The sequence below is a fragment of the Jeotgalicoccus coquinae genome (assembly GCF_014207425.1).
In the GTDB taxonomy this organism is placed as follows: domain Bacteria; phylum Bacillota; class Bacilli; order Staphylococcales; family Salinicoccaceae; genus Jeotgalicoccus; species Jeotgalicoccus coquinae.
The window spans coordinates 690,180-712,918 of record NZ_JACHFF010000001.1 but is presented as its reverse complement, the minus strand read 5'-3'; the positions used below and the strand labels follow the sequence as shown (position 1 = coordinate 712,918).

At 40.4% G+C, this 22,739-nt stretch carries 21 protein-coding genes and 1 riboswitch; of the genes, 5 read left to right on the top strand and 16 right to left on the bottom strand.

The features are described from left to right. Positions 1 to 19 precede the first annotated feature (19 nt). A riboswitch (SAM riboswitch) is annotated at positions 20 to 122 on the bottom strand. Positions 123 to 191: 69 nt separating this feature from the next. The 3 genes from HNR41_RS03440 to HNR41_RS03430 all read right to left on the bottom strand — a co-directional run bounded on the left by HNR41_RS03440 (position 192) and on the right by HNR41_RS03430 (position 2,344). After that, positions 192 to 665, bottom strand: a complete 474-nt coding sequence (locus HNR41_RS03440) for a SprT family zinc-dependent metalloprotease (RefSeq protein ID WP_184281764.1) — start codon at positions 663 to 665, stop codon at positions 192 to 194. A gap of 382 nt (positions 666 to 1,047) precedes the next feature. Further along, positions 1,048 to 1,911: a putative RNA methyltransferase gene (locus HNR41_RS03435; protein ID WP_184281762.1), complete on the bottom strand. Its 864-nt coding sequence runs from the start codon at positions 1,909 to 1,911 to the stop codon at positions 1,048 to 1,050. 25 nt (positions 1,912 to 1,936) lie between these two features. Next, the gene (locus HNR41_RS03430) at positions 1,937 to 2,344 is read right to left on the bottom strand and encodes a DUF3592 domain-containing protein (RefSeq protein WP_184281760.1); all 408 of its coding nucleotides are present in this window, start codon (positions 2,342 to 2,344) and stop codon (positions 1,937 to 1,939) included. Positions 2,345 to 2,516: 172 nt separating this feature from the next. On the opposite strand from HNR41_RS03430, the gene HNR41_RS03425 reads away from it, so the two are divergent. Next, positions 2,517 to 3,692, top strand: a complete 1,176-nt coding sequence (locus HNR41_RS03425) for a chromate transporter (RefSeq protein WP_184281758.1) — start codon at positions 2,517 to 2,519, stop codon at positions 3,690 to 3,692. A 429-nt stretch (positions 3,693 to 4,121) separates the two neighbouring features. Here the strand turns inward: HNR41_RS03425 and HNR41_RS03420 are convergent, their stop codons facing one another. Both HNR41_RS03420 and HNR41_RS03415 read right to left on the bottom strand, forming a co-directional pair. Continuing rightward, a complete protein-coding gene (locus HNR41_RS03420; protein ID WP_184281756.1) occupies positions 4,122 to 5,186 on the bottom strand; it encodes an NAD(P)H-dependent flavin oxidoreductase in 1,065 nt (354 codons plus the stop codon). A 108-nt stretch (positions 5,187 to 5,294) separates the two neighbouring features. Continuing rightward, positions 5,295 to 6,143 carry an aldo/keto reductase gene (locus HNR41_RS03415; protein ID WP_184281754.1) on the bottom strand — a complete coding sequence of 283 codons (849 nt, stop codon included), beginning with the start codon at positions 6,141 to 6,143 and terminating at the stop codon, positions 5,295 to 5,297. A 256-nt stretch (positions 6,144 to 6,399) separates the two neighbouring features. Here HNR41_RS03415 and HNR41_RS03410 point away from each other — a divergent pair, with 256 nt between their 5' ends. Beyond that, positions 6,400 to 6,813, top strand: coding sequence for an ion channel (locus HNR41_RS03410; RefSeq protein ID WP_184281752.1), 414 nt, complete (start codon positions 6,400 to 6,402; stop codon positions 6,811 to 6,813). Between the two features lie 141 nt (positions 6,814 to 6,954). Here the strand turns inward: HNR41_RS03410 and gap are convergent, their stop codons facing one another. From gap to HNR41_RS03380, 6 genes are all read right to left on the bottom strand, one after another. After that, complete coding sequence (gap, locus tag HNR41_RS03405) at positions 6,955 to 7,953, bottom strand: type I glyceraldehyde-3-phosphate dehydrogenase (RefSeq protein WP_184281750.1); 999 nt, start codon at positions 7,951 to 7,953, stop codon at positions 6,955 to 6,957. A gap of 19 nt (positions 7,954 to 7,972) precedes the next feature. Beyond that, positions 7,973 to 8,989: a sugar-binding transcriptional regulator gene (locus HNR41_RS03400; RefSeq protein ID WP_184281748.1), complete on the bottom strand. Its 1,017-nt coding sequence runs from the start codon at positions 8,987 to 8,989 to the stop codon at positions 7,973 to 7,975. Between the two features lie 200 nt (positions 8,990 to 9,189). After that, on the bottom strand, positions 9,190 to 9,552 hold the full coding sequence (locus HNR41_RS03395) for a hypothetical protein (protein WP_184281746.1): 363 nt from the start codon (positions 9,550 to 9,552) through the stop codon (positions 9,190 to 9,192). A 13-nt stretch (positions 9,553 to 9,565) separates the two neighbouring features. Next, complete coding sequence (gene radC / locus HNR41_RS03390; RefSeq protein WP_184281744.1) at positions 9,566 to 10,252, bottom strand: RadC family protein; 687 nt, start codon at positions 10,250 to 10,252, stop codon at positions 9,566 to 9,568. Then, on the bottom strand, positions 10,252 to 10,965 hold the full coding sequence (locus HNR41_RS03385; RefSeq protein WP_184281742.1) for a prepilin peptidase: 714 nt from the start codon (positions 10,963 to 10,965) through the stop codon (positions 10,252 to 10,254). The genes radC and HNR41_RS03385 overlap by 1 nt, the downstream gene beginning before the upstream one ends. 279 nt (positions 10,966 to 11,244) lie before the next feature. Continuing rightward, complete coding sequence (locus HNR41_RS03380) at positions 11,245 to 12,363, bottom strand: hypothetical protein (protein ID WP_184281740.1); 1,119 nt, start codon at positions 12,361 to 12,363, stop codon at positions 11,245 to 11,247. Positions 12,364 to 12,707: 344 nt separating this feature from the next. On the opposite strand from HNR41_RS03380, the gene HNR41_RS03375 reads away from it, so the two are divergent. Genes HNR41_RS03375 through HNR41_RS03365 form a run of 3 tightly spaced genes read left to right on the top strand, consistent with a single transcriptional unit; the run spans position 12,708 to position 15,306 of the window. After that, the gene (locus HNR41_RS03375) at positions 12,708 to 13,898 is read left to right on the top strand and encodes an amidohydrolase (protein ID WP_229714920.1); all 1,191 of its coding nucleotides are present in this window, start codon (positions 12,708 to 12,710) and stop codon (positions 13,896 to 13,898) included. Positions 13,899 to 13,935: 37 nt separating this feature from the next. Beyond that, a complete protein-coding gene (locus HNR41_RS03370; protein WP_184281738.1) occupies positions 13,936 to 14,640 on the top strand; it encodes a DUF5058 family protein in 705 nt (234 codons plus the stop codon). A gap of 15 nt (positions 14,641 to 14,655) precedes the next feature. Continuing rightward, entirely contained in the window at positions 14,656 to 15,306 is a 651-nt protein-coding gene (locus tag HNR41_RS03365) for a small-conductance mechanosensitive channel (RefSeq protein WP_184281736.1), read from the top strand. 587 nt (positions 15,307 to 15,893) lie between these two features. Here the strand turns inward: HNR41_RS03365 and HNR41_RS03360 are convergent. From HNR41_RS03360 to HNR41_RS03340, 5 genes are all read right to left on the bottom strand, one after another. After that, positions 15,894 to 16,559: a type 1 glutamine amidotransferase domain-containing protein gene (locus HNR41_RS03360; protein ID WP_184281734.1), complete on the bottom strand. Its 666-nt coding sequence runs from the start codon at positions 16,557 to 16,559 to the stop codon at positions 15,894 to 15,896. A 118-nt stretch (positions 16,560 to 16,677) separates the two neighbouring features. Continuing rightward, positions 16,678 to 17,730, bottom strand: a complete 1,053-nt coding sequence (locus HNR41_RS03355) for a 2,3-butanediol dehydrogenase (RefSeq protein ID WP_184281732.1) — start codon at positions 17,728 to 17,730, stop codon at positions 16,678 to 16,680. 131 nt (positions 17,731 to 17,861) lie between these two features. Further along, positions 17,862 to 18,479: an SCO family protein gene (locus tag HNR41_RS03350; protein WP_184281731.1), complete on the bottom strand. Its 618-nt coding sequence runs from the start codon at positions 18,477 to 18,479 to the stop codon at positions 17,862 to 17,864. Between the two features lie 96 nt (positions 18,480 to 18,575). After that, positions 18,576 to 21,578: an AAA family ATPase gene (locus tag HNR41_RS03345; protein ID WP_184281729.1), complete on the bottom strand. Its 3,003-nt coding sequence runs from the start codon at positions 21,576 to 21,578 to the stop codon at positions 18,576 to 18,578. Beyond that, complete coding sequence (locus tag HNR41_RS03340) at positions 21,565 to 22,680, bottom strand: exonuclease SbcCD subunit D (RefSeq protein ID WP_184281727.1); 1,116 nt, start codon at positions 22,678 to 22,680, stop codon at positions 21,565 to 21,567. The genes HNR41_RS03345 and HNR41_RS03340 overlap by 14 nt, the downstream gene beginning before the upstream one ends. Positions 22,681 to 22,739: the final 59 nt, after the last annotated feature.

The following is a 22,739-nucleotide window of genomic DNA, read 5'->3' as shown; positions in this document are numbered from 1 at the left end:
ATAGACAAATGGCGTTGTATGATTATCTTTCAAGCCGGTGCCTGCAGGATTTAGCACAGTACTTAAGAAGCCTGCTGCTGAGACTTCACAGGGCCTGATCCCTCCGTCTCTCTGGATAAATTTCTTATTTAATTGTATATCATACTAGTCTAACCCGTTTTAATTGTCAAACAATTTTTAATAATTTGTTATCAGCGTGTTTCAACCGCACCTTTATATAAAAACTTCCCGCGGCAATGTCTGCATATATACCGCTTATTGTATCCTTTGACCCTTTTTGTAAATTGGTAGCTGCACTTTTTGCATTCATATAAGTAAGACTGCCCCTTGTACTTATATGTTCTCGTTTTGGAAATGCCGAGACGTTCGAGTGTTTCAATAAACTCTCGGTCGGAGTCTCTGTACGGCTTATTTAATGTGTAAAGCGCATAGTGCACACATTCATGACGGAGCACATCGAGAACCGTCTCCTCGGTATTATTTACGATAAAAGTATGGGACATTACAATTTCCTGCGACACAACTTTTCTGCCCTGTATCTTAATCTGGAATGCGCCCAGTTTTGATTTCATTCTCTTTGATATTCTGACCGGGATTTCAAGCCTGAGACCAAAGTTCTCCCGGAGAAATTTATCAGCGTGATTATGTAATTCTTCATTGTTCATAATATGTTCACCTTCTTAATGTTTTAACGGCCTTAAAAAAGGCAACAAAAAAAGGGAGATCCAAGTCTCCCTAACAGATAAATAATATAATATGATATCTAGGCCAAAGGCACTATCGAAGAACGAGTTAGTTAATGATATGAAGAGTATAGCTTTAACTTATGTTTGTTCGTTCTGTTATGTATTTCTTAATGTATTTTCATTATATTTTAATGTTCGGAACATTTCAAGGTTATTGGCCATTTTATTTCACTTTGTAACGTGTTTGTAATAAACATGGTAATATTTCCATGAAATTCATCATCTTTAGTGTAATTATCTACTATGAGCTGAAATACAGCAAGCACCTAATTGAAATTAAAGTTAAAATGTTTCATTAATTCTATTCTTTTACTGCAATCACAATATGCATATCCACTGTGATGTCTTTATGGCCTTCACCGGCAAATGCTTTAACCTGTTCTTCATCGGCATGCCAGCCAAGCGGTGACATTGAGATGAGATCTTTCAGGGAATCAGCGGCCAGTGATCTGGAATACGTAATACGCTCCTCACTGACAACAGTAACATTTCTCTTCAGCAAATCAAGTGTGTCGTTATTCTCATATTCACTTTCTTCTGTATTGCTGAACAGTTCTGTGCGCAGTTCTTTCAAATAATTTGTGCCCGGAATGACTTTTATAATGATTCCATCATCCGTTAAAATCCGCTTGAACTCTGAATAGTTCGCAGGCGACAGGAAATTCAGTATAAATCTGCATGAACCGTCGGCAAAGGGCGGGTTTGCGAGATCTCCCACAATCCAGACTTGCCCATCATAATTTTTAGCAGCCATCAGGACACCTTCTTTTGAAATATCCAGACCGATACCTGTAAGAGTTTCACTGCTAATTTTATTCTGTATCATATTTAAATGAGAGCCTTCACCCGAACCTGCATCAAACAGCAATGATTCTTCCGTAGTTCTGTCCATTATAATTTCGGCAATTCTGTCATGTACCGGTGCGTACAATCCAGCATCGCTTATTATTCTCTGACGCGCATCAAATAAAGCATCATCATACTGTGTGTTGACAGCTTTCTTCAGCATATTAACGTAGCCCTGCTTTGCAAAATCAAAAGTATGATTATTAATGCAGACCAGACTTTTCAATGCTTTAACTTCCATACGCTCATGACAATACGGACATCTTAACTTCCCGCTTATACTCTGTGCTGCTGATGCACTTTTTTCTTTTTTCTTCATTTATATTCCCCTGCCTGAACTTTAATTAAAATAATAATATGATTATTCCTGCCGCAAAAAATACTGTACCGATCATTGCCGGAATAAATGCTGCGACAGTCTGTACTTTCGTACCGCCGATTAAGCAGCGTTTAGGTTTTCCGGGATCGTATAATACAGACAGCTCGTACCCCATCGGGTAACCGTTGTTAACAGAACCGTGTGCAATCACATTTTTCTTTCTTCTGTAGACCGTGCTGTTAACTGTATATTCTATAACGGGATATAAGGCATTGTTACTGCCGCGAACTTTATCGACCACAATACCCGTTGTCTCACTTGTACAATTACGTTTTTTCACCGCAACTCCAAATATATAAATACCGAGTGAAATTAATATTAAAAAGAGTCCGATCGATGTGAAAACTACAGTTAATATCTGCTGATCTGTCATTATGCAAAACACCTCTTCTACGATGTTATTTTGAAGACAATTATATCATATGAACTTCCATTATAATCCGCTTTTTACTGTGTGTTAAATCTTTGTAAATATCTTAATCCCAGTTTAAAAATAACTGTTTCCGTGGTACGTTGAATTAATAATACATATACAGGAGATATTAATGAATAAAATAAAAATTCTTATAGAAATACTTTTAGTGTCCACAAGACTCGGGTTAACGTCTTTCGGCGGTCCGACAGCACATCTCGGTTATTTTCATACCGAGTATGTACGACGCAAAAAATGGATGGATGAGAAAAGCTATGCTGACTTAGTCGCACTTTCCCAGTTCCTTCCGGGACCTGCATCCAGTCAGGTCGGCATCGGTGTCGGTGTAATGAGAGGCGGCGTACTTGGCGGACTGACATCATTTATCGGTTTTACACTGCCGTCTGTCATTGTACTGATGATCTTCGCATCACTGCTGACCACATTCGATATTGCCGATGCAGGCTGGATACACGGACTTAAAATCGTTGCGGTTGTTATCGTTGCCCATGCAATTATGGGAATGAGTAAAAACCTTGCACCGGATATCCGGAGAAAAGTCATTGCACTTTTAGCACTCGTTGGCACACTGCTCTTTCAATCGGTGTTTACACAGGTCGGAGTCATATTAATCGCAGCGCTCATCGGTTTTATTCTTTTTAAAGACCATGAAGATGATGGTAAGAAAGCTGCCGCATTTCCAATTAAGAAAAGTTTCTCGGCTGTCTGCCTCGTGCTGTTTTTCGTACTGCTGTTTGCACTCCCGGCATTCCGTGAGCTGACGGGCTCATACTGGGTTGCGGTAGTTGACAGTTTCTACAGAGCAGGCGCACTCGTATTCGGCGGCGGACACGTAGTACTTCCGCTTCTTGAGCAGGAACTCGTTCCAATGGGATGGATTTCTGCAGAAGAATTCCTCGCAGGATACGGTGCAACACAAGCCGTACCCGGACCTTTGTTTACATTCGCAGCCTACCTCGGAACAGTGATGAATGGGTGGCTTGGCGGTCTCGTTGCAACAGCCGCAATATTCATGCCGGCATTTCTGTTAATATTAGGCGCACTGCCATTCTGGGATATGCTTCGTAATAACGATAAAGTCAAAGGTGCTGTCATGGGAGCAAATGCCGCAGTGATCGGTATTTTAATCTCAGCACTGTACACGCCAATATGGACAAGCTCAATTATGAAACCGGCCGACTTCGCACTGGCAGCAATATTGTTTGTCATGCTCGTCAACTTCAAACTCCCGCCATGGATAATTGTGGTGACCGGTGCCGTCGGCGGAATGCTGATCGGATTTATGTAAATATAATAAAAGCAGCTGCAAATTTCTGATTTGCGGCTGCTTTTTGTTTGTTGATATAGGATGGTGGCAGGTTGATGGACAATGTCGATTCAACAAAGTACTTCCAGGTTCTCCGGAGGACAATGTCCATACGACAAAGTACTTCCAGGTTCTTCGAAGGACAATGTCAATTCGACAAAGTACTTCCAGCGCCCGCGAAGGACAATGTTAATCCGACAAAGTACTTCCAGACTCTCCGGAGGACAATGTCAATACGACAAAGTACTTCCAGGCTCTCCGGTGGACAATGTCAATTCAACAAAGTACTTCCAGCGCCCGCGGTGGACAATGTCAATCCGACAAAGTACTTCCAGCGCCCGCGAAGGACAATGTTAATCCGACAAAGTACTTCCAGCGCCCGCGAAGGACAATGTTAATCCGACAAAGTACTTATCCGAGTATTTCTTGCGCTTTCTCCATTATTTCCTCAACTATTTCAGCTGCACTCTGTTCTTTTACAACAGGGCGCAGGTTTTGTCCCGACCAAAGCGACATGAATTCGCCGTCGCCATGCTTAGCCGCGGCACCTCTGATACTTTTCGTTGCTGAGTTTTGATAAGGATATGCTAGTGGTTCCATGCTGAATTCTTCTATAAATTTATTAAGTATTCCGCGGGCGGGTCTCCCTGAAAACACTTTGGTAATGACTGTATCATCTTCATGACTGTTGAACAGCTTTTGTTTATACGCCTTGTGAATGCCGGATTCTTCACTGGATAAAAATCTCGTTCCAATTTGCACGCCTGAAGCTCCGAGTGCCAGTGCTGCAACGAGACTTCTTCCGTCGTTTGCGCCGCCTGCTGCAACTACAGGAATACTTACATTGTCAGCAACCTGCGGTACTAATGAGAATGTCCCGACATCTGCGCCGTTTTCATACTTTGTTAAATCAAATGTACCTCTGTGACCGCCTGCATCTGCACCTTGTGCAATAATAATATCTGCACCATTTTTCTCAGCTAGTATTGCTTCATCAACTGTTGTGATCATCGATGTAATTATCCTGCCGTTTTCTTTTGCCTCTCTCACTTTATCTTCAGGCAGCAGGCCAAATGCTGTACTGATTACCGGCACATTTTCTTCTATTAACACTTTAAACTGCTCTTCAAAATAAGCAGCTGCATTAAATTGAATGTCTCGTTCACTGATTCCGAGGCTCTTTCCGATTCTCAGCAGTTCTTCTTTTACTTTATCTCTTGTTTCATCATTAAGGACATTGCCGTTTTCTACACAGAATAAATTTACGGCAAACGGTTTGTCTGTAAGTTTTCGAATATCACCTACAGCCTGTTTAATATCTTCAGGTTTCATGTAGGCAGCACCCAGTGTTCCGAGTCCTCCGGCATTACTCACGTTCGCAATGAGTTCCGGTGTTGTTGATCCACCCGCCATTCCCGCCTGAATAATCGGATATTTAATATTTAACAGACTGCACAGCTCAGCATTTAATTTCATATTATCATCCCTTTTTAATTACTGTTACCGCTATCATAGATTAAAATCACCAATTACAACAGTAAAAGACTCCATTCCGATACATTCGAAATGGAGCCTCACAATATATTATTCAGGTGTTTTTGAACTGTTCATACCGGTAACAATATCCATAATATTGTAATCTACAATGCGGGGATGCTTACCGTCCAGTGCTGCAATTTTCTCCATGTCAGCTTCATCAAGTTTAAAGTCATGGACATCAAGGTTTTCTTCCATACGCTCTTTACGGACAGATTTAGGAATAATAATAATGTCCTGTTCCAGATGCCATCTTAAAATAATCTGAGCGACCGTTTTGTTATGCTTGGCTGCAATTTCATTCAGCATTTCATCGTCTAGAATACCGTGTTTTGCTTCAGCAAGCGGTCCCCATGATTCCACTTTCACCCCGTATTCTTTCATGACTTTCTGAGCATCTTTCTGCTGCAGGAACGGGTGAAGTTCAATCTGGTTCAGAGCGGGTACTACTTCATTATTAACAATCAGGTCAACCAGACGTGTTGAATCAAAGTTCGACACACCAATTGCTTTAATTTTGCCTTCTTTATAAAGTTCTTCCATTGCACGCCATGAACCGTAATAGTCTCCAAGCGGCTGGTGTATTAAATACAGATCAAGGTAATCTGTACCTAATTTTTCCAAAGTTTTTTCAAATGCTTTTTTGGCTTTCTCATAGCCCTGGTCTGCAACCCACAGTTTACTCGTCAGGAAAATCTCTCCACGCGGCACACCACTCTTTTTAATTGCACTGCCGACACCTTCCTCGTTACCGTATGTTGCTGCGGTATCAAGACTGAGGTAACCCACTTCAAGTGCATCAAGAACACAGCGTTCTGTTTCTGCAGGATCGACCTGGAACACGCCGTAACCTTCAATCGGCATCTTAATACCATTGTTTAATTTCACATGCTGCATATAAATAACCTCCGGTAATATATAGTATGGATAACTCTCTTTACTATTATTATACAAGTATATTCCTCATCAGAACAGACTGCAATTTCAGGGAGCATACAATTATGACAGTACTATATACGATTAAATTTCACTACTCCTCACAGTTAAATAAGTTCCCGTGTAAATGAGAGTTTTATCACCCGTGAAACAGGGAATTTATAAATCAATATACATTCAGGTGTGTTACTGCATGTAACCTTTCGGGAGTGATTAGATGTCCCACGTAATTTTGACTCTGTTTATATTATTTTTCCTGTTTCAAATCGGTGCATTCGCGAAGAAAAAAGGAGAAATGAAAAATACACATAATTTTTCTCTGCAATGGCCGCTTTATCTTTATATTTTTACAGTAATGATTTCTCTCACAATAATCTTTGCGCTAATATATTTTGTGATGTCTTTTTCAACACCAATATTAATAGACAGTAATCAGGGCACTGTCATGAAAGATCATGACTTTGCTGAAATGATATATTACAGCGGGTCCACCCTGCTTTCTATCGGTTACGGTGACTTAAATCCAATCGGTCCCATACGGTATATTTCATTATTTGAAGGTTTTCTCGGCGTTGTCACTCCCACTGTAATATTCGTAAGTGAAGTGAACAAAAATTTAAAAGAAAACTGATTTAATAAGCACCCCGCTGAAATAACAACCGAGGTGCTTTTACTGTCGGATCAATGATTTCATTTACTTTCATATACAGGTCAGAAATAATTTAATCAAATAAAAAAACGGGTGGAATATCCACCCGTCATGCCACGTTTATTATTGTGTTACCAAATGGTTTAAAGTACGTACAAGCTGTGCAGTATAAGACATTTCATTGTCATACCATGCAACGGCTCTCACAAGCTGATTGCCATCTACTTCAAGTACGCGTGTCTGAGTTGCGTCAAACAGCGAACCTTCTTTGATGCCGATAATATCAGTCGATACAATTTCATCTTCATTATAGCCGAATGAAGGATTTGCTGCATTCTTCATCGCAGTATTTACCTCTTCAGCTGAAACTTTTTTATCCAATGTTACAGTCACTTCTGTCAATGAGCCGGTTGCTACCGGAACACGCTGCGCACCGCCGTCCAGTTTACCTTTAAGTTCAGGCAGTACAAGACCGATTGCTTTCGCTGCACCTGTAGAGTTAGGCACGATGTTTTCTGCTGCTGCACGTGCACGGCGGTAATCGCCTTTTGCATGTGGCGCATCCAATGTGTTCTGGTCTCCCGTATACGCATGGATTGTAGTCATCAGACCCTGTTTAATCCCGAATTCATCATTCAGAACTTTAACGACAGGTGCCAGACAGTTTGTAGTACATGATGCTGCTGAAACTATTTTCTCACTACCATCAAGCGTATTTTCATTTACACCGTAAACAATTGTTTTCATATCGCCTTTACCAGGTGCCGAAATTAATACTTTTTTAGCACCGGCATCAAGATGTTTTCCCGCATCTTTTTCGTCAGTGAAAAATCCTGTACATTCAAGTACGATATCAATATCAAGATCTCCCCAAGGCAAGTTGGCAGGATCTTTTTCAGTGAATGATTTTACTTCACGGTCGTTAATCTTAAAGCCGTTTTCGAGTACTTCGATATCTCCGTCAAAACGCCCCTGAGTTGAATCATATTTGAACAAGTGTGCTAAAAAGTCGTCATCCGTTAAATCATTAACTGCAACTACTTCCATATCTTCATAATTTTGAATTTCTCTTGCTGCAAGTCTGCCAATTCTTCCAAATCCATTAATTGCTACTCTAACCATTAATATGGCCTCCCTTATATTATCCTAATAAGTGTTCTGCTATTACTTCATCTATAAATAAAATTGTATTTTCCGGTGCCAGTTTCAAATATGCTTTTACTGCTTCTTTTTTTCCATCTCCGCCTGCGACGGCAAAAATAGAATCTTTATTTTTAAGGTCTGCCAGCTGCAGTCCAATAGTATCTACCTTATGGACTACGTTTCCGTCGGCATCAAAGTAAAACCCGAAAACTTCACCCACTGCATTGTCATTTTCCAGTTTCGAAATCACATCCGGAGTGACATTTCTTCGCGATGCCATCTGCAGTGCGTCTCCGATACCGTGAATCACCAGCGATGAACGTTTATTTAAATCGATAATCTCCCTGACCATCGGTTCTTCTTTTAAGAGTTCCAAAGAAGCTTTACTGATACTGTCCGGAGCGTAAAGCATCCGGTGTTCTCCTGATGTCGCCTCGGCAAGACGGCTCACTATCGAGTTCGCCTGTAACGCAACATCTTCTCCAAGGCCGCCTCTGGCAGGAATGAATAATAAGTTGTCATGCTTCGGTTTTAAAAACTTACTGACCAAAGCCATAGTAGAACCTCCTGCGACAGAAACAATCGTTCCGTTTAACAGGTTCGCAGTCAGTTCCCCTGCCATTAATCTGACCAATTCTTCTTTAACCAATGAATTATGATCAGCATCTCCCCTGACTACAAATATATCTTTTAAAGAATATTTTTCTTTCAGCTGCAGTGCCAGATCATCACGGTTCTCTATTAAAGTTAGAAACGGTTCGACATTAATTAAAGTCTGTCTGCCGCTTTCCGAGATGGAAATACCTTTCGATTCAACTTTTATTAAGTCCAATTCCAAAAGGTTATCAACTTCACTGCGTAAAACTCTTTCAGTCATCCCAAGTTCCCTGGCCAATGTTCTTCTGCCAATAGGCTGTTCATTCTTAATACAGCTTAATATATTCAGCCGCTTGAGCATGTGAGATAACATATCAGGTACAATACTTTTCTGGATGTCAATCAAACTCTGCCACATTGATTCAACCCCCTCATATCTTAATGGGACTAATTTTGTCCCTACAGGGACTGTTTACAACAATAATATATCAGATATACATAGGTAAATACAATACATTTGATTATTTTATGATAATGTTTTCTTATGCATAAGAATAACAAACATAAGAACCGCCATATAATATACACGGCGGTTAAGTTTACAATACTTTCGATGCATCACCAGTCCGATGCATAATATAATTTATATTTCTTATAATCTATAAATTTTGCATGGTAAAAATCTATTGCTGCCTGATTTACATATGAATGGTACAGTCTGTCGTATTCATATGTTCCGAAAAACGGCCCCGGGTATGAAGGCAGCAGCAGGTTCGCTTTTTCAGGTGAATATCTGATTTCATTCAGTCTGATATATAAATCGGACATAATATCATCTTTTAATAATATTTTCCCCGGATTCGCAATATTATAATTCTGTTCAAAATATCCCTGCAGTGCATTAAATTTTCTGTAGTAGCTGTATTCGATTAATTCTCCTGTTTCAATATCTTCCAGTAATAAATACATATCCAATCCCATACACCAGCCTCCATTAAATATAGTTCATTTCTTTCAGTGATACGTACTTGCCGTCGCCGATAATTATATGATCGAGGAAATCCACTCCTATTAACTCACCGCATTCTCTCAATCTTTTTGTCACTTCAATATCTTCCTGAGACGGCGTCGGATCTCCGCTGGGATGATTATGAACACAGACAAAAGCAGCTGCACTGCGTTTAACCGCTTCTCTGAATATTTCGCGCGGATGGACGATGCTCGAATTGAGAGAACCAATAAATAATGTCTTTTCTTCTATTACCATATTTTTTGTCGTTAAATACAGCACGATAAAATGCTCCTGATTGTAATACCTGACCTTCTCCATTAAAATATCAGTCACATCTTTTGGCGAACGAATATATTTGTCCTCTTCTCTGGAATGCGTATGCATCCTGACAGCGAGTTCTATAAAAGCGAGTATAGTAATTGCTTTTGCCTTGCCGATGCCATTAATCGCAGTCAGTTCTTCATATGTTATGTCCCGCAGTTCGCGCACAGACTGCAGGTTCCTCAGTATTTTATTGGCCAGGCTGATGCTTGATTCATTGCGGTTACCCGTATTAATCAGTATTGCCAGCAATTCCTGGTTTGTTAATTTATCGGGCCCGTAGTTAATCAAACGCTCCCGGGGTTTATCAGAATCATGCATTTCCCTTATAAGCAGTTCACCAGTCATTAAAACCCTCCATAGTAAATATCGATAAAATCAGCGTACAGATAAAACGTTGTAAACAAACTTGCGGCGATAAACGGTACTAAGGGCACCTTTGTAATCCGCGGCGTTTCAAAAAGATCCAGAATGATAACTGAAATCCCCCCGATAATATATGTGAACAGAAATGTGAAGATGAAAAAATCAAATGGTGTAATCATCGTTAATATTGAAAACAGCTGAATATCTCCGTAACCGATTTTGTCTTTAAACAAAATATAAAAAATATGGAGGATAATTACCGACATTAAATCGACTCCCGTATCCATAAATTCAAGGCCGGTTAAAAACAGTCCGCACACGAAAAGCAATATGAGCATATGGGTTGGAATCAGGAGTGTATCGAAATCATAAACAGAAAGAGGAATAAGAATGCTGACAAGCAGATAATAAAGAAGCATATTGTCATAACTGGGCGGAACGATTAACGGCAGAATAAACAATATAATTGTCAATATTTCAACCATTAAATAGTTAACCGAAATTGCTGCGCGGCAATAACTGCAGCGTCCGCGGTTTTTTATATAGCTGATGACCGGAATCAAGTCTGTGACTTTTAAATGTTTTGAACACGTATCACAACGGCTTCTTCTCGTTAAAAAAGAAATGCTGTCGGACTGCGTCAATGCGTAAAGGAAAGATGAAACCAGACCGCCCATTACAATGATAAGAGTCATTTTTAACCTCCAGCTCGTGATAATCACAATATAAGCCGCCGTTAAATTGTTGTAAAATCGCATAAATTTAAAATTTGCGGTTAAATATAAACAGTTTTCAAAAGAATGAAATGAAAATGTTGTATTATTTGAAAACCGGAGTAAAAAAAGAAGATTTCGCAGAATGATAACTTTATGTGAAAATAAAAAAACCGTAATCTAATGTTTAGATTACGGAATAAGAGTTTTATTTTAAACACCTATATTGTTTTTCAATTCATCTGATTACTGTATTCAATACTACTCATAAAGCCCTTCAGGCACCGTGATACCATCATCGAATTCACCGTAATCATCAAGGATTGATGATACTTCAATGAATAATTCCTCGCCTTCATTCAAACCGGGTGCGTATGACAGATAAGCAATTTTAAGTAATTCATTATTTTCCTTATCGATAACACCCACTACGCCATTTTTCTGTTTTTCAAGATCTGCGTTTGTAAATTCAACGCTGAACAGTTTCCCGAACGTGTCATGTAATACTGATTCTGTCCCGATATTATGCACGTAATAATATTCATCGTCTTCTGAAACATTCATTACGTCAGCACTTTCCATAAATGCATCATACAGGTTTGAATATGATGCATAGTAAACTTCATCTGCATCAGCCTGGCCTGTGTAATCGTTCCACATTCCGCTTTCATAAACAAATAATGAATCTGTATTTGCATAAGCATATGGCACTATCGCATCCTGTGCCGCATCATACATGCCCGAGAATATTTCAAAGTCTTCCGACTCATCGATTTCTGCTGTCAGTCCTGCAGCATCACTGTCAGCCGGCTGTTCTGAATCTCCTGTGAACATATTAATTACCATAAATGTCTCTGCATAATACGTAGTAACATCTTCTTTCGGCATTAAAATATCTTCAACAGATGCATCTGATTCATCCGCACTGTCGAGCATTGCGCCTATACCTGAGTTAAGTTCAAACATTGAAGTCATTTCTGTACCGTCAAGACCGGTAATCTGTTCTTTTGCCACATCGAAATTGATCCCTGCTGACTGCGACTGCTCTGCATCATCTGAATCAGTTTCTGCAGATAAACTATCTTCACCGTCCGAGTCATCTTCTTCTGTGCCTTCTTCACTGTCAGAGTCTTTTGATGCAGCAGATGCTGAATCTTCATCTGAAGAAGAGCTGTCTGATGAATCATCTTCCTCTGTCCCGGATTCTTCTTCTGCTTCATCGTCTCTCTCCGAATCTTCATTTGATCTGTCCTCACCAGTCGTATCTTCTGATTCCTCATCTGATTCTTCGTCTGATGCATCCCCTTCTGATTCTGAATCAGTTCCTTCAGTATCAGTATCCGCTTCTTCGTCAGAGCCTGTACCTTCTTTGTCATCCACTGATTCTTCTGAACCCTCATCTTCTGTTTCTTCTACTTCTTCTGTGCCATCGTCTGCTGGTTCTTCAGAATTATCGGATCCGCAACCTGCCAGAAATAGAAAACTTGCAAATAACAGCAGTAAATACCTGATAAATATCCTCCCCTTCTTTTATAAATAAATAACTCGATTTATATAATTTCACATTCCCTAAAAATTTCAGAATAAACGAAAAAAAGAAGTTAAATGTCATAATTACGACATAATTGTAATTTTAAACTTAAATTTCAGAATAAATAGTTTAGTTTGTCATTTTATTTTTCCAGTGCTAGACTAAGTCCATATATACAAAGGGGGATTCAAAATTGAGTTTAAAAGAAAAACTTTTCAGTAAACTGGAATCAAAAGAACAGGAAATGATTGAAACGAGAAGGCATCTGCATGCTAACCCGGAACTTTCATTTAAAGAAAAAAACACAGCAAAATTTATCGAAAATTTTTATAAGGATAAAGATGTTAAAGTTACTGCCAATGTTGGAAACGGTTACGGTATTATCGTTGAAATCAGCGGCAGGGCTCCGGGCAAAACTATAGGACTCCGGGCTGACTTTGACGCACTGCCGATTCAGGAAGAAACTGATATACCGTTTAAATCTAAAAATGACGGTGTAATGCACGCCTGCGGGCACGATGTACATACCGCTTATCTGCTCCACCTGGGTGAAGCACTGATTGAATTAAAAGATGAATGGAACGGTACGATAAAACTCATTCATCAGCATGCTGAAGAAGTACCGCCGGGCGGTGCGAAGAGTATCGTAGAATCAGGAATACTTGATGATCTGGATGAAGTATACGGTATTCATATTTTCCCAATGCTCGATGTTGGGGAAGTCGGTCTGATATCCGGGAACTCAATGGCCGGACGTTCAAACTTTGATTTAACTATTCAGGGTTCCGGCGGACACGGTGCTATGCCCCATACGACGCATGACGCACTTGTTGCCGGCGCTTATTTTGTGACAGAAGCCCAGACTATCGTTTCACGACGTATGGATCCGATGGATTCAGTCGTCGTATCTGTCACTGCATTTGATGCTCCGGGCGGATACAACGTTATACAGGATAAAGTGACATTGCGCGGGACAGTCCGTTACTTAAATGAAGACAATAAAGTCCCTGCTCATGAAGCAATGAAAAAAATTGCCAAAGGTATCGAAAGCTCATTCGATGTTAAATGTAACCTCGATTATGTTTACGACTACCCTGTTGCATACAACCATCCCGAGGAAACTCAATATGTAGAAGATATTCTATCTGAAAGTGTCGGTGCTTATATTACTGAGATTGTGCATCCGAAACCATCCAGCGGTTCGGAAGATTTTGCATATTATACCCAGAAAACACCCGGAACTTTTATTCATGTAGGCTCAAAACCTGAAGGCGTTGAAAATCCTTATCCTAACCACCATCCTAAATTTGATGTACATGAAGATTCGCTCTTAATCAGTGCGAAGACTTTAGGAGATGTTGTGCTGGGTCGTCTTGAAAATTAATAAAACTTAAAACAAAGATAAACAAAGGGGTTATTATATGACGGGAATGGATTTCGCCAACTCGCCTGTTGTCTGGATATTTGCATCCTCGATAATAGTGCTGGTTATTTTTCAGGCATTTAAATTTTTATCATTATCAAAAAAAGCAGCAAGAGATGTTGGTATCAGTGAAGAAAATATTAAACGTGCTATTAAAACAGGAACTATTACCGCAATCGGACCTTCAATCGGGATTATTATCGTAGCGGTGTCACTGATTTCGTTAATCGGTAACCCGCTGACGATGATGAGAATCGGAGTTATCGGATCCGCACCAATTGAAAGTATGGGTGCACAGCTGTCTGCACAATCTGCAGGGGTAACACTGGCAGGAGAAGGTTTTACTCCTGAAATATTTAATCTGATAGTCTGGACTTTATGTATCGGCGGTGCCGGATGGATGATATTCACCTTTTTTGCTACACCTTACTTAAGCAAAATCCAGTCAAAACTCACAGCTAAACCGAAAGGTGAGTATTTAATGGGAATCGTTGCCAGCGGAGCAATGATTGCAGTATTCGGTTCATTAACCGGCGCTGAAATGATTAAAGGTGCGCCTTATATTTTCACGGCAATTGTGGCTGTAGTTTCGTCACTCACATTTAACTATATCGCAAATAAAAAAGGAATTAACTGGCTGAAAGAATGGTCGTTAGGATTTTCAATACTGATCAGCTTAATCGCAGTTTATTTCTTTATATAAAACGGAGGGGTTTTTATGCAGGAGTTTAGAGCAGCCTCTCATAAATGGGGCCGTATTACTTTAGGGCTGGCTATTTTAATATCATTCGCAATGCCGTTATATATTTCATTCGGCATGGGATTCCATCCCGGATTCTCATTAATTATTAACAGTTTCCTGGCCTATGCAGCAGTTGTTGCCATCGTATGGTTTTTAGAACCGGTGATGTACTTCCCGGTACTCGGTGTATCCGGAACATATGTCGCATTCTTTACAGGTAACATTTCAAATATGTGTCTGCCTGCAGTTGCATCATGTCAGGAAGCAGTCGGAGTGAAACCCGGCACGGATGAAGGTGAAATAATCGGGACACTCGGTATCAGTGCCGCTTCACTGGTCAATAAAATTATACTTGTGCCGGTAATACTTGCCGGACTGTGGCTGTTAACGATAATTCCGGAAAGTGTACAGGAAGTCTTTCCGTTCGTACTGCCCGCAATCTTCGGAGCAGTTCTCGCTCAGTTCGCAGGAAAGTTCCCAATGTACGGTGTAATCGCACTGGGCGTCGGCATACTGATTAACATGTCAGCGCTGCCGTTATTCTCGAAGAACGTATTGTGTATCATAATCTTAATTGCGATTATGCTGACAGTTAACAAGATGAAGAATAAAAAAGCAGCAGCTTAATAATTTGATGAAACGATCTGGAAACTGATGTTTCCGGGTCGTTTTGTTTCGTTTGTTTTCTTAGAAGACGACGGGGAAACGACGTCGTACTTTAACCGCTCTTGAAAGACGACGGGGAAACGACGTCGTACTTTAACTGCTCTTGAAAGACGACAGGGAAACGACGTCGTACTTTAACCGCTCTTGAAAGACGACGGGGAAACGACGTCGTACTTTAACCGCTCTTGAAAGACGACAGGGAAACGACGTCGTACTTTAACTGTCCTTGAAATACGACGGGAAAACGGCGTCGTACTTTAACTGCCCTTGGAAGACGACAGGGAAACGACGTCGTACTTTAACTGCTCTTGGAAGACGACAGGGAAACGACGTCGTACTTTAACTGCTCTTGGAAGACGACAGGGAAGCGACGTCGTACTTTAACTGTCCTTGAAATACGACAGGGAAGCGACGTCGTACTTTAACCGCCCTTGAAATACGACAGGAAAGCGACATCGTACTTTAAAATTGTATAATACTAATCTTAGTTCAAATTCCCAATAAAAAAGACGGCCCCCGTCTAAAGGTACCGTCAAAGTTATAATTTATTATTTTAGTCTGTTAACTACCGCATCTGCAACTGCCTGTGATGATGCCGGATTCTGTCCTGTGACAAAGTTGCCGCTTGAAACGACATGTTCTTCACCGGCTTCACCTTTAACAAAACCTGCTCCGTTTTCTTCAAGTTTTGTCTGAAGCATGAATGGCATGTATTCAGACAGTTTAGCTGAATCTTCTTCAGCATTAGTAAATGCAGTCAATTTAACACCGTCTACTAAATATTTACCATCCTTAGTTTTCGCGTCAGCAAATGCTGCCGGCCCGTGGCAGACTCCACTGATAATTCTTCCATCATCTTTAAAGAAAGCCATAATGTTTTGAATATCCGCGTTGCCGGGGAAATCGAACATTGCTCCGTGACCGCCTGCTAAGAATATTGCATCATAATTTTCATAAACAACATCTTTCATTTTCAATGTATTTTGAAGCAGTTTCGTAACTTCTGTAAATTTATCATCATTTCCGCCCTCTACTGAGTTTGGATCGATTGGTACTGTTCCACCTTTAGGTGATGCTATATCAACTTTGAATCCTGCACTTTGAAATGCAATATACGGTTCAGCCGCTTGTGAAAGCCATACCCCTGTCGGCATATCCTTATTACCTGCGATTGTGTCAGCATTTGTAACCATAATTAATACAGATTTACTCATATTGATATCCACTCTCCTTTTTTATCATTTACCCTTAAAGTTCCGGGAATAATCTTATAAAATCAAAAAGAACACAGGACATTTAATTCCTGTGTTCTAAATGATAAAGAAATCTATCTTATTTATCCCCGCTCAATTTAACTAAAATCTTAGCCTGACTTTTATCGTTAATTAAAGCTTCAAATCCTTTTTCAACAATGTCTTCCAATTCAATATGATCTGTAATAACCGGGAACGGATTAATCTGACCGCTTTCCATCATTTTTACAGTTGCTTCGAAAATATCCGGTTCATATGCGAGTGTTGAAGATATTCTGACTCCGCTTGCTGTCAGGAGCATCGGATCAAATTCTATCGCTTTCTCAAATATCGATACGATCGTAACCATTCCGCGCGCACGCGTTACGGCAATAGACTGATTTAGAGTCACCGGCACACCTGCTACTTCAAATGTTCTGTCTACGCCATCCGGATAATATTTCTTAACGAATTCAACAGGATCTGTATTCCCTGAGTTTACGGCATGGGTTGCACCCACTTCTTTTGCTTTTTCCAGACGTGTATCACTTAAATCAAAGACAATAATATCTTTTGCCCCGGCTGCCCGTGCTGCAATCACTGTCAGAAGCCCGATTGGTCCTGCACCAAATACCGCGACAGAATCACTCAGTTTCATTTCCGACTCTCTGATTGCCTGTAATGCTACAGCAGTCGGTTCAACAAGTGCTGCAAGTTCCAGTGACGTATCATCATTCAATTTAACAATATTCTCCTGATTCACTACAACATAATCTGCAAAACCGCCGTCACTTCCAAGACCTACAAATGTAAAGCCCTTGTACATATCCACCAGAGTTTTCTCGTGAACTTTACCAGTAATTAACGGATTAATCGTCACCTTATCTCCTCGTTTTAAACCTTCTACATTTGATCCCGTCTCTTCAATTACTCCCGAGAATTCATGTCCCATAGTAAGTGGTGCTTTTCTTCCGGTTAACGGGGATGCTTCATCTTTAGGGATAAAAATCGGACCTGCATTATACTCGTGTAAATCACTTCCGCATATACCGGCCCACGCTACTTTAACTTTTACCTGATCGTCTGAAATCTCTGCTGCATCAATGTCTTCTACGCGAATGTCCTGTGCATCGTAAAATACTGCTGCTCTCATTTTAAAACCCTCCCGATTGAATTTTCTTTCAATTCAATTATCTCACTTTTTTTAAAAATTTAACAGTGTAATAACAGCTGATTTATGACATAAAAAAGACATCACCTCTGGTCAGGTAATGTCCCATTTAATTACTTCTCTTCCTCTTTTTGTTCAACCAGTTTCTCTACATCAGACACTACTTCCGCCTGCGGGAATTTATTATCTCCCGAGTCTACACCGGCATAGTCTTTAATAATTGTTCCATTTTCATCTATAAGATAAAATGCTGTGCCGTGTGTGACCTGGTTGCTGCCTTTTGGCGGCGGTGCAACGATTGTTTTAAAGTTGTCTTCCGCAAATCCTCTGATAAAGCTGTAATCATAGCCCGTCAGGAATTGCCATTCTGTGTTTTGTGGAATATCATACCAGCTTGCATACTCTGTCAGTACCGGCGGTGTATCCACTTCAGGATCTACTGAGAAACTCATAATACCGTAGTCCTCAATACCCTTTTCTTCCAGTTCCTGCGCTACGGCAGTCATATTTTGAGACATCGGCGGGCATACAGTTGCACAGTTCGTAAAGATAAAGCTCAACAGCCATACTTTACCGTCCATATCTTCTCTCGTAAACGTTTCATCATTCTGATTCGTTACTTCGAAGTCCTGTATTTCATCACCGTACCGGCTCATCGGCTCTACTGCGCCTGCACTGCATGCTGTTAAGAACATAAGTGCCGCCAAAACTGCGATTAACCACTTTTTCAAGTGTGTCCCCTCCTACTATTCATCTTACTCTTAATGTTATCAAATATTAAAATCACTGCGTACATAAATTATGCCCTTTTTATGACTAATCGTTGTCTACAGTGTCACGATATTTGTCGTACTTCGTTCATTTTCCGGTTTAACATATAAAATATGCTCCATGCGCTCTTTTAATTCTTCAACGTGGGAAATGATCCCGATGGTTTTGCCTGTCGTCTGCAGATCGATTAATGTCGAAATCGCCACTTCAAGTGTTTCATGGTCAAGCGTCCCGAATCCTTCATCTATCAGCATCGTGTCCAGTGTAATACCGCCTGACTCCTGCTGCAGAGCTTCGTTCAGGGCAAGTGCGAGAACAAGTGATGCTTGGAATGTTTCACCGCCGGACAGCGAATTAATGTTACGTGCCTGGTTATTATAGAAGTCGAACACTTCGATTTCGAGACCGCTGTAGCGGTTTACTCTTTTCATACTGCGCTGCAGTTTATAGCGGTGATTCGTCATCGCTGTCAGTCTGACGTTGGCAAGTTCCAGAATGCGTTCAAGGTAATAAGTCAGCACATAACGTTCAAGAGATACCTTCTGTCCCTTTTTACCCTGCACCGCTTCAACAAGCTCATTCAGCTGATTGAACTCTTCATATGAAGCATTAAACGTATTAATCAGGTCCGCCAGATACTTTCTCGATGTGATGTTCTGGTTCAAACGTTCTTTAACAGATGCATAATAATCACGTGCAGATTCCAATCTGCTCTCAGCTTCGGATACCGCCTGTTCGTCCTCTTCTGTCGAAATTCTCTCTGTAGAGTCGAGCGTATTCTTCAGCTCTTCGATATTATGGTCAAGAGATAAATTCTCATCATCGAATGATTTTACTTTATCCTTTTTAGCACCGATCGACTCATCGTTTATAATGTCATAGAGCACCGGCTGGTCTGAATACTCATGTTTAGTTATAAACGATTCAATTATACTGTTGAACTTGTCTTTCGAATCAGCTGTCTTTTCGTAATCCGCTTCAAGCGATTTAACTTTCGCAGCTGAGAGTTCCTGCTGATTAGTTAAACTGTTCACTTCTTCTTTCAGCTCGTTTAAATTGTTCTGGAATTCTTTAATAAATTCATGCTCGTAATTCATATGAGCTTTAAAGTCATTGTAATCAGTAAATCCTGTCACTTCTTTAAAGTTCTGCTGTTTCTCTGTCAGCTGACCGGCTGTGTTTTTCATTTCCTGATTTTTCAGCTGGAGTGCATATATGTTTTCGTTCTGTTTCGATAATTCATTGTTCAGCTGCTCTTTTCGTTCAAGCTCGCTGTTAATATCAGCCAGTTTTCTGCCGGCAGTATCTTTTTCTATATTTACTTTTTCAAGCTCTGTTTCAAGCTCCGACGGATTCTGATAATCTTTATCTTTCAGCAGTTCGTCGATAACATCGATTCTCATGACATGTCTCTGATTCGCTTCTTCATGCTCTGCCAGTTGTTCCTGCAGTGCATTCAGCCGAACTCTGTCTTCTTCAGAAAACCCGCCTGATTCCGGCAGTTCAAGTACATTCTGCTCACAGACCGGGCATGCAGTACCGAGCTCCAGATGATTAATCAGATGATTGAGTGTCTGCACTGTTTCTTCATCATAATTTGCAAGGTTGCTGTTAAACAGCTTTACTTCTTCTTTCAGTTCAGCGATTTTTTCATTGTTTGTTGTAATACTGTGTTTAATTTCATTGCGCTCATCAAGCAGTTTCTGATCTGCGTGAGCGGCTTCAACTTCAGCTTCGAGCTTACTGCTCTTATTGCGAAGTTCAATATGCTGTTCCTGCAGTTCAGATGCTTCAGTGCGTGTCGCTGTCAGTTTTTCAAGCTGCTCTTTTATTTCTTTTACAGAGTCTGTTAATTCTTTAGTTTCCATTTCTTTTTGTTCAAGTTCTGCAGACAGTCCATCAATATCATCATTCAGCGTTTCATAAGAAGGTGATAAAAATGATTCCCTGCTGTAGTACTGCTGCTGTCTTCTGTTCATCTCCGGAATGTTTTCTTCTGTCTGTTCAAGACGGGTCCTGCTGATTTTAAGCTGCTCAGAGATTTCTGACTCCTGCTTTTTTTCTTTAGTCAGATTATCATTAATTTCGTACGCTGCCGCATCCAGTTCTTTATGGCGCAGCAGTTCATATTTAATAGTGGAAACCGATTCAAATGAAGCTATTTCTGCACGCCATTGTTCAATGGAATCCTTTTGTCCTTTTAATGTATTCTGAGTTTCTGTCAGTCTGTTCAGTTTATCGATTTGTTCATTATGCTGTTCTTTTTTAAGTAACGACTGCTTCTTTTCCTGAAGCGTTTCTTTCAGCTTTTTACCTTCTTCAGTAAGCGTCTCAAGTTTCTTCTCGTAGCTGAAGTTCACACCGTCAGCATACTCCAAAACGATATTATAGTTCGGGAATTCCTGCTGTTCGGTTATATCAATATCTTCAGTATGAATATGTTTTGCACGCTCGTTAATTCTCATATCGAGTTTTTCCGCTTCAGCCGACTGTTCTTTCAGCTTCTCTTTTAAGTTCAGCTCAAAGTTCAGGAAACGGCCGGTCTGGAATAATGTCCGGAGTATTTCCTGTTTGTCGGTGCTGGATGATACGAGCAATTCTTTAAATTCACCCTGCGGCAGAATTAAAATCTTTCTGAACTGTGCACGGTTCAGTTTTACTATGTCCTCTACCGCATCTCTTACTTCATTCAGTTTTCCTGCGATAATATTGTTTTCGCTGTCATACAGTACAGCTTTCGGCGGTGTTGCACTCTTATTACCCGGTTTGTGATATTTCAAAGTACGCTCGACAGTATACTGACTGCCGCGCACTTCAAACGTCAGCTTAACCTGTGCCTGCTTATCTGCCGGGGCAAACTGGCTGCGCAGTGATTCCTCATCGCGTCCGGTTGTCGACGCACTTCCGTATAATGCATAGACAATAGCATCAAAAATCATTGTTTTACCGGAACCTGTCCGCCCGCTGATCAGAAACAGTTTATTGTTCAGACTGCTGAAATCAATTTCCTCGGCTTCAAACGGACCAAAATATTCTACTTTTAAATTAATCAGTTTCATTATGTTCACCTGCAAAGTATGACTTAAACATCGTCTTATCAAAATCCGTTACATTTCTGTCGAGTGTCGTCTCTATAAACGACTTATATATCTCCACATCGCTTGTCGAAGTCATATCAACAGTCTGAAGTTCGGATGACCGGTCTTCGATTAACGGTTTCAGCTCGAGCGTGTTTGGATATATCATTTTAATTTTACTCATGGGTTCTGTTACATAGCTCATATTTGATAACTCAAATTTAAAATAGGCGTCTTTGTCTTTAAAAGTAACGGTTTCATTAATAACCGCTTCATAATCACCGGTAAACACAACAACATCATGTTTAGGCTCAAGCGGAATAAACGACACTTTCCCTTTTTCAGTATCGATAATTCTGCAGCCCTTCGGCTGCTTATGTTCAGAGAATGAATACTTCAATAATGATCCGCTGTAAAATGCTGTCCCGCTGTTTACAGCAAACGGATGATGCAGGTGACCGAACAGCGAGTAATCGAAACGCTTAAACGTATCTTCCGATACCGCCTCGCTCAGCCCCATAGACAACGGACGTTCAGAATCACTTTCAATACTGTCGGATAAGTACAGGTGCCCGACAAGTATGTTCGTCTTTTCTTTATCGAGTCTGCCTTCGATCTTATCGATAATTTTATCGTATGCATCCTGATGGGAATGGATTGAATCATCTTCGAAGTAATTACGTGCCTCGAGCACTTCTATATGCGGAAGCAGATAAAAATCCGTGTCACCGATTGTTACGGGAATATGAACCTCATCAAGCTCTGTATTAATATGGAAGTCCGTTGCTTTAAACCATTCGCTGCCGTAATTTAATCTCTCACGGCTGTCGTGGTTCCCGCTTATAATAAGGAGCGGCTTCTGCAGTTTGATATTGATTTTGTAAAGCGTCTCATTCGCAAGCTTTAACGCGCGCTGCGACGGATTTGCACGATCAAAAATATCTCCGGCAACAACGACCAGATCTATATTATTTTTTTCTATTTCAGTCATTAATTTTTCCAGTATGTATGCCTGATCATCGATTAAATCGAGACCGTTCATCTTTCGGCCGATATGCCAGTCTCCTGTATGTAAAATCCGCATTGTAGTCACCTCTTAAAGTCATTATATTGATTTTATCATACTTCATGAAACACAAAAGA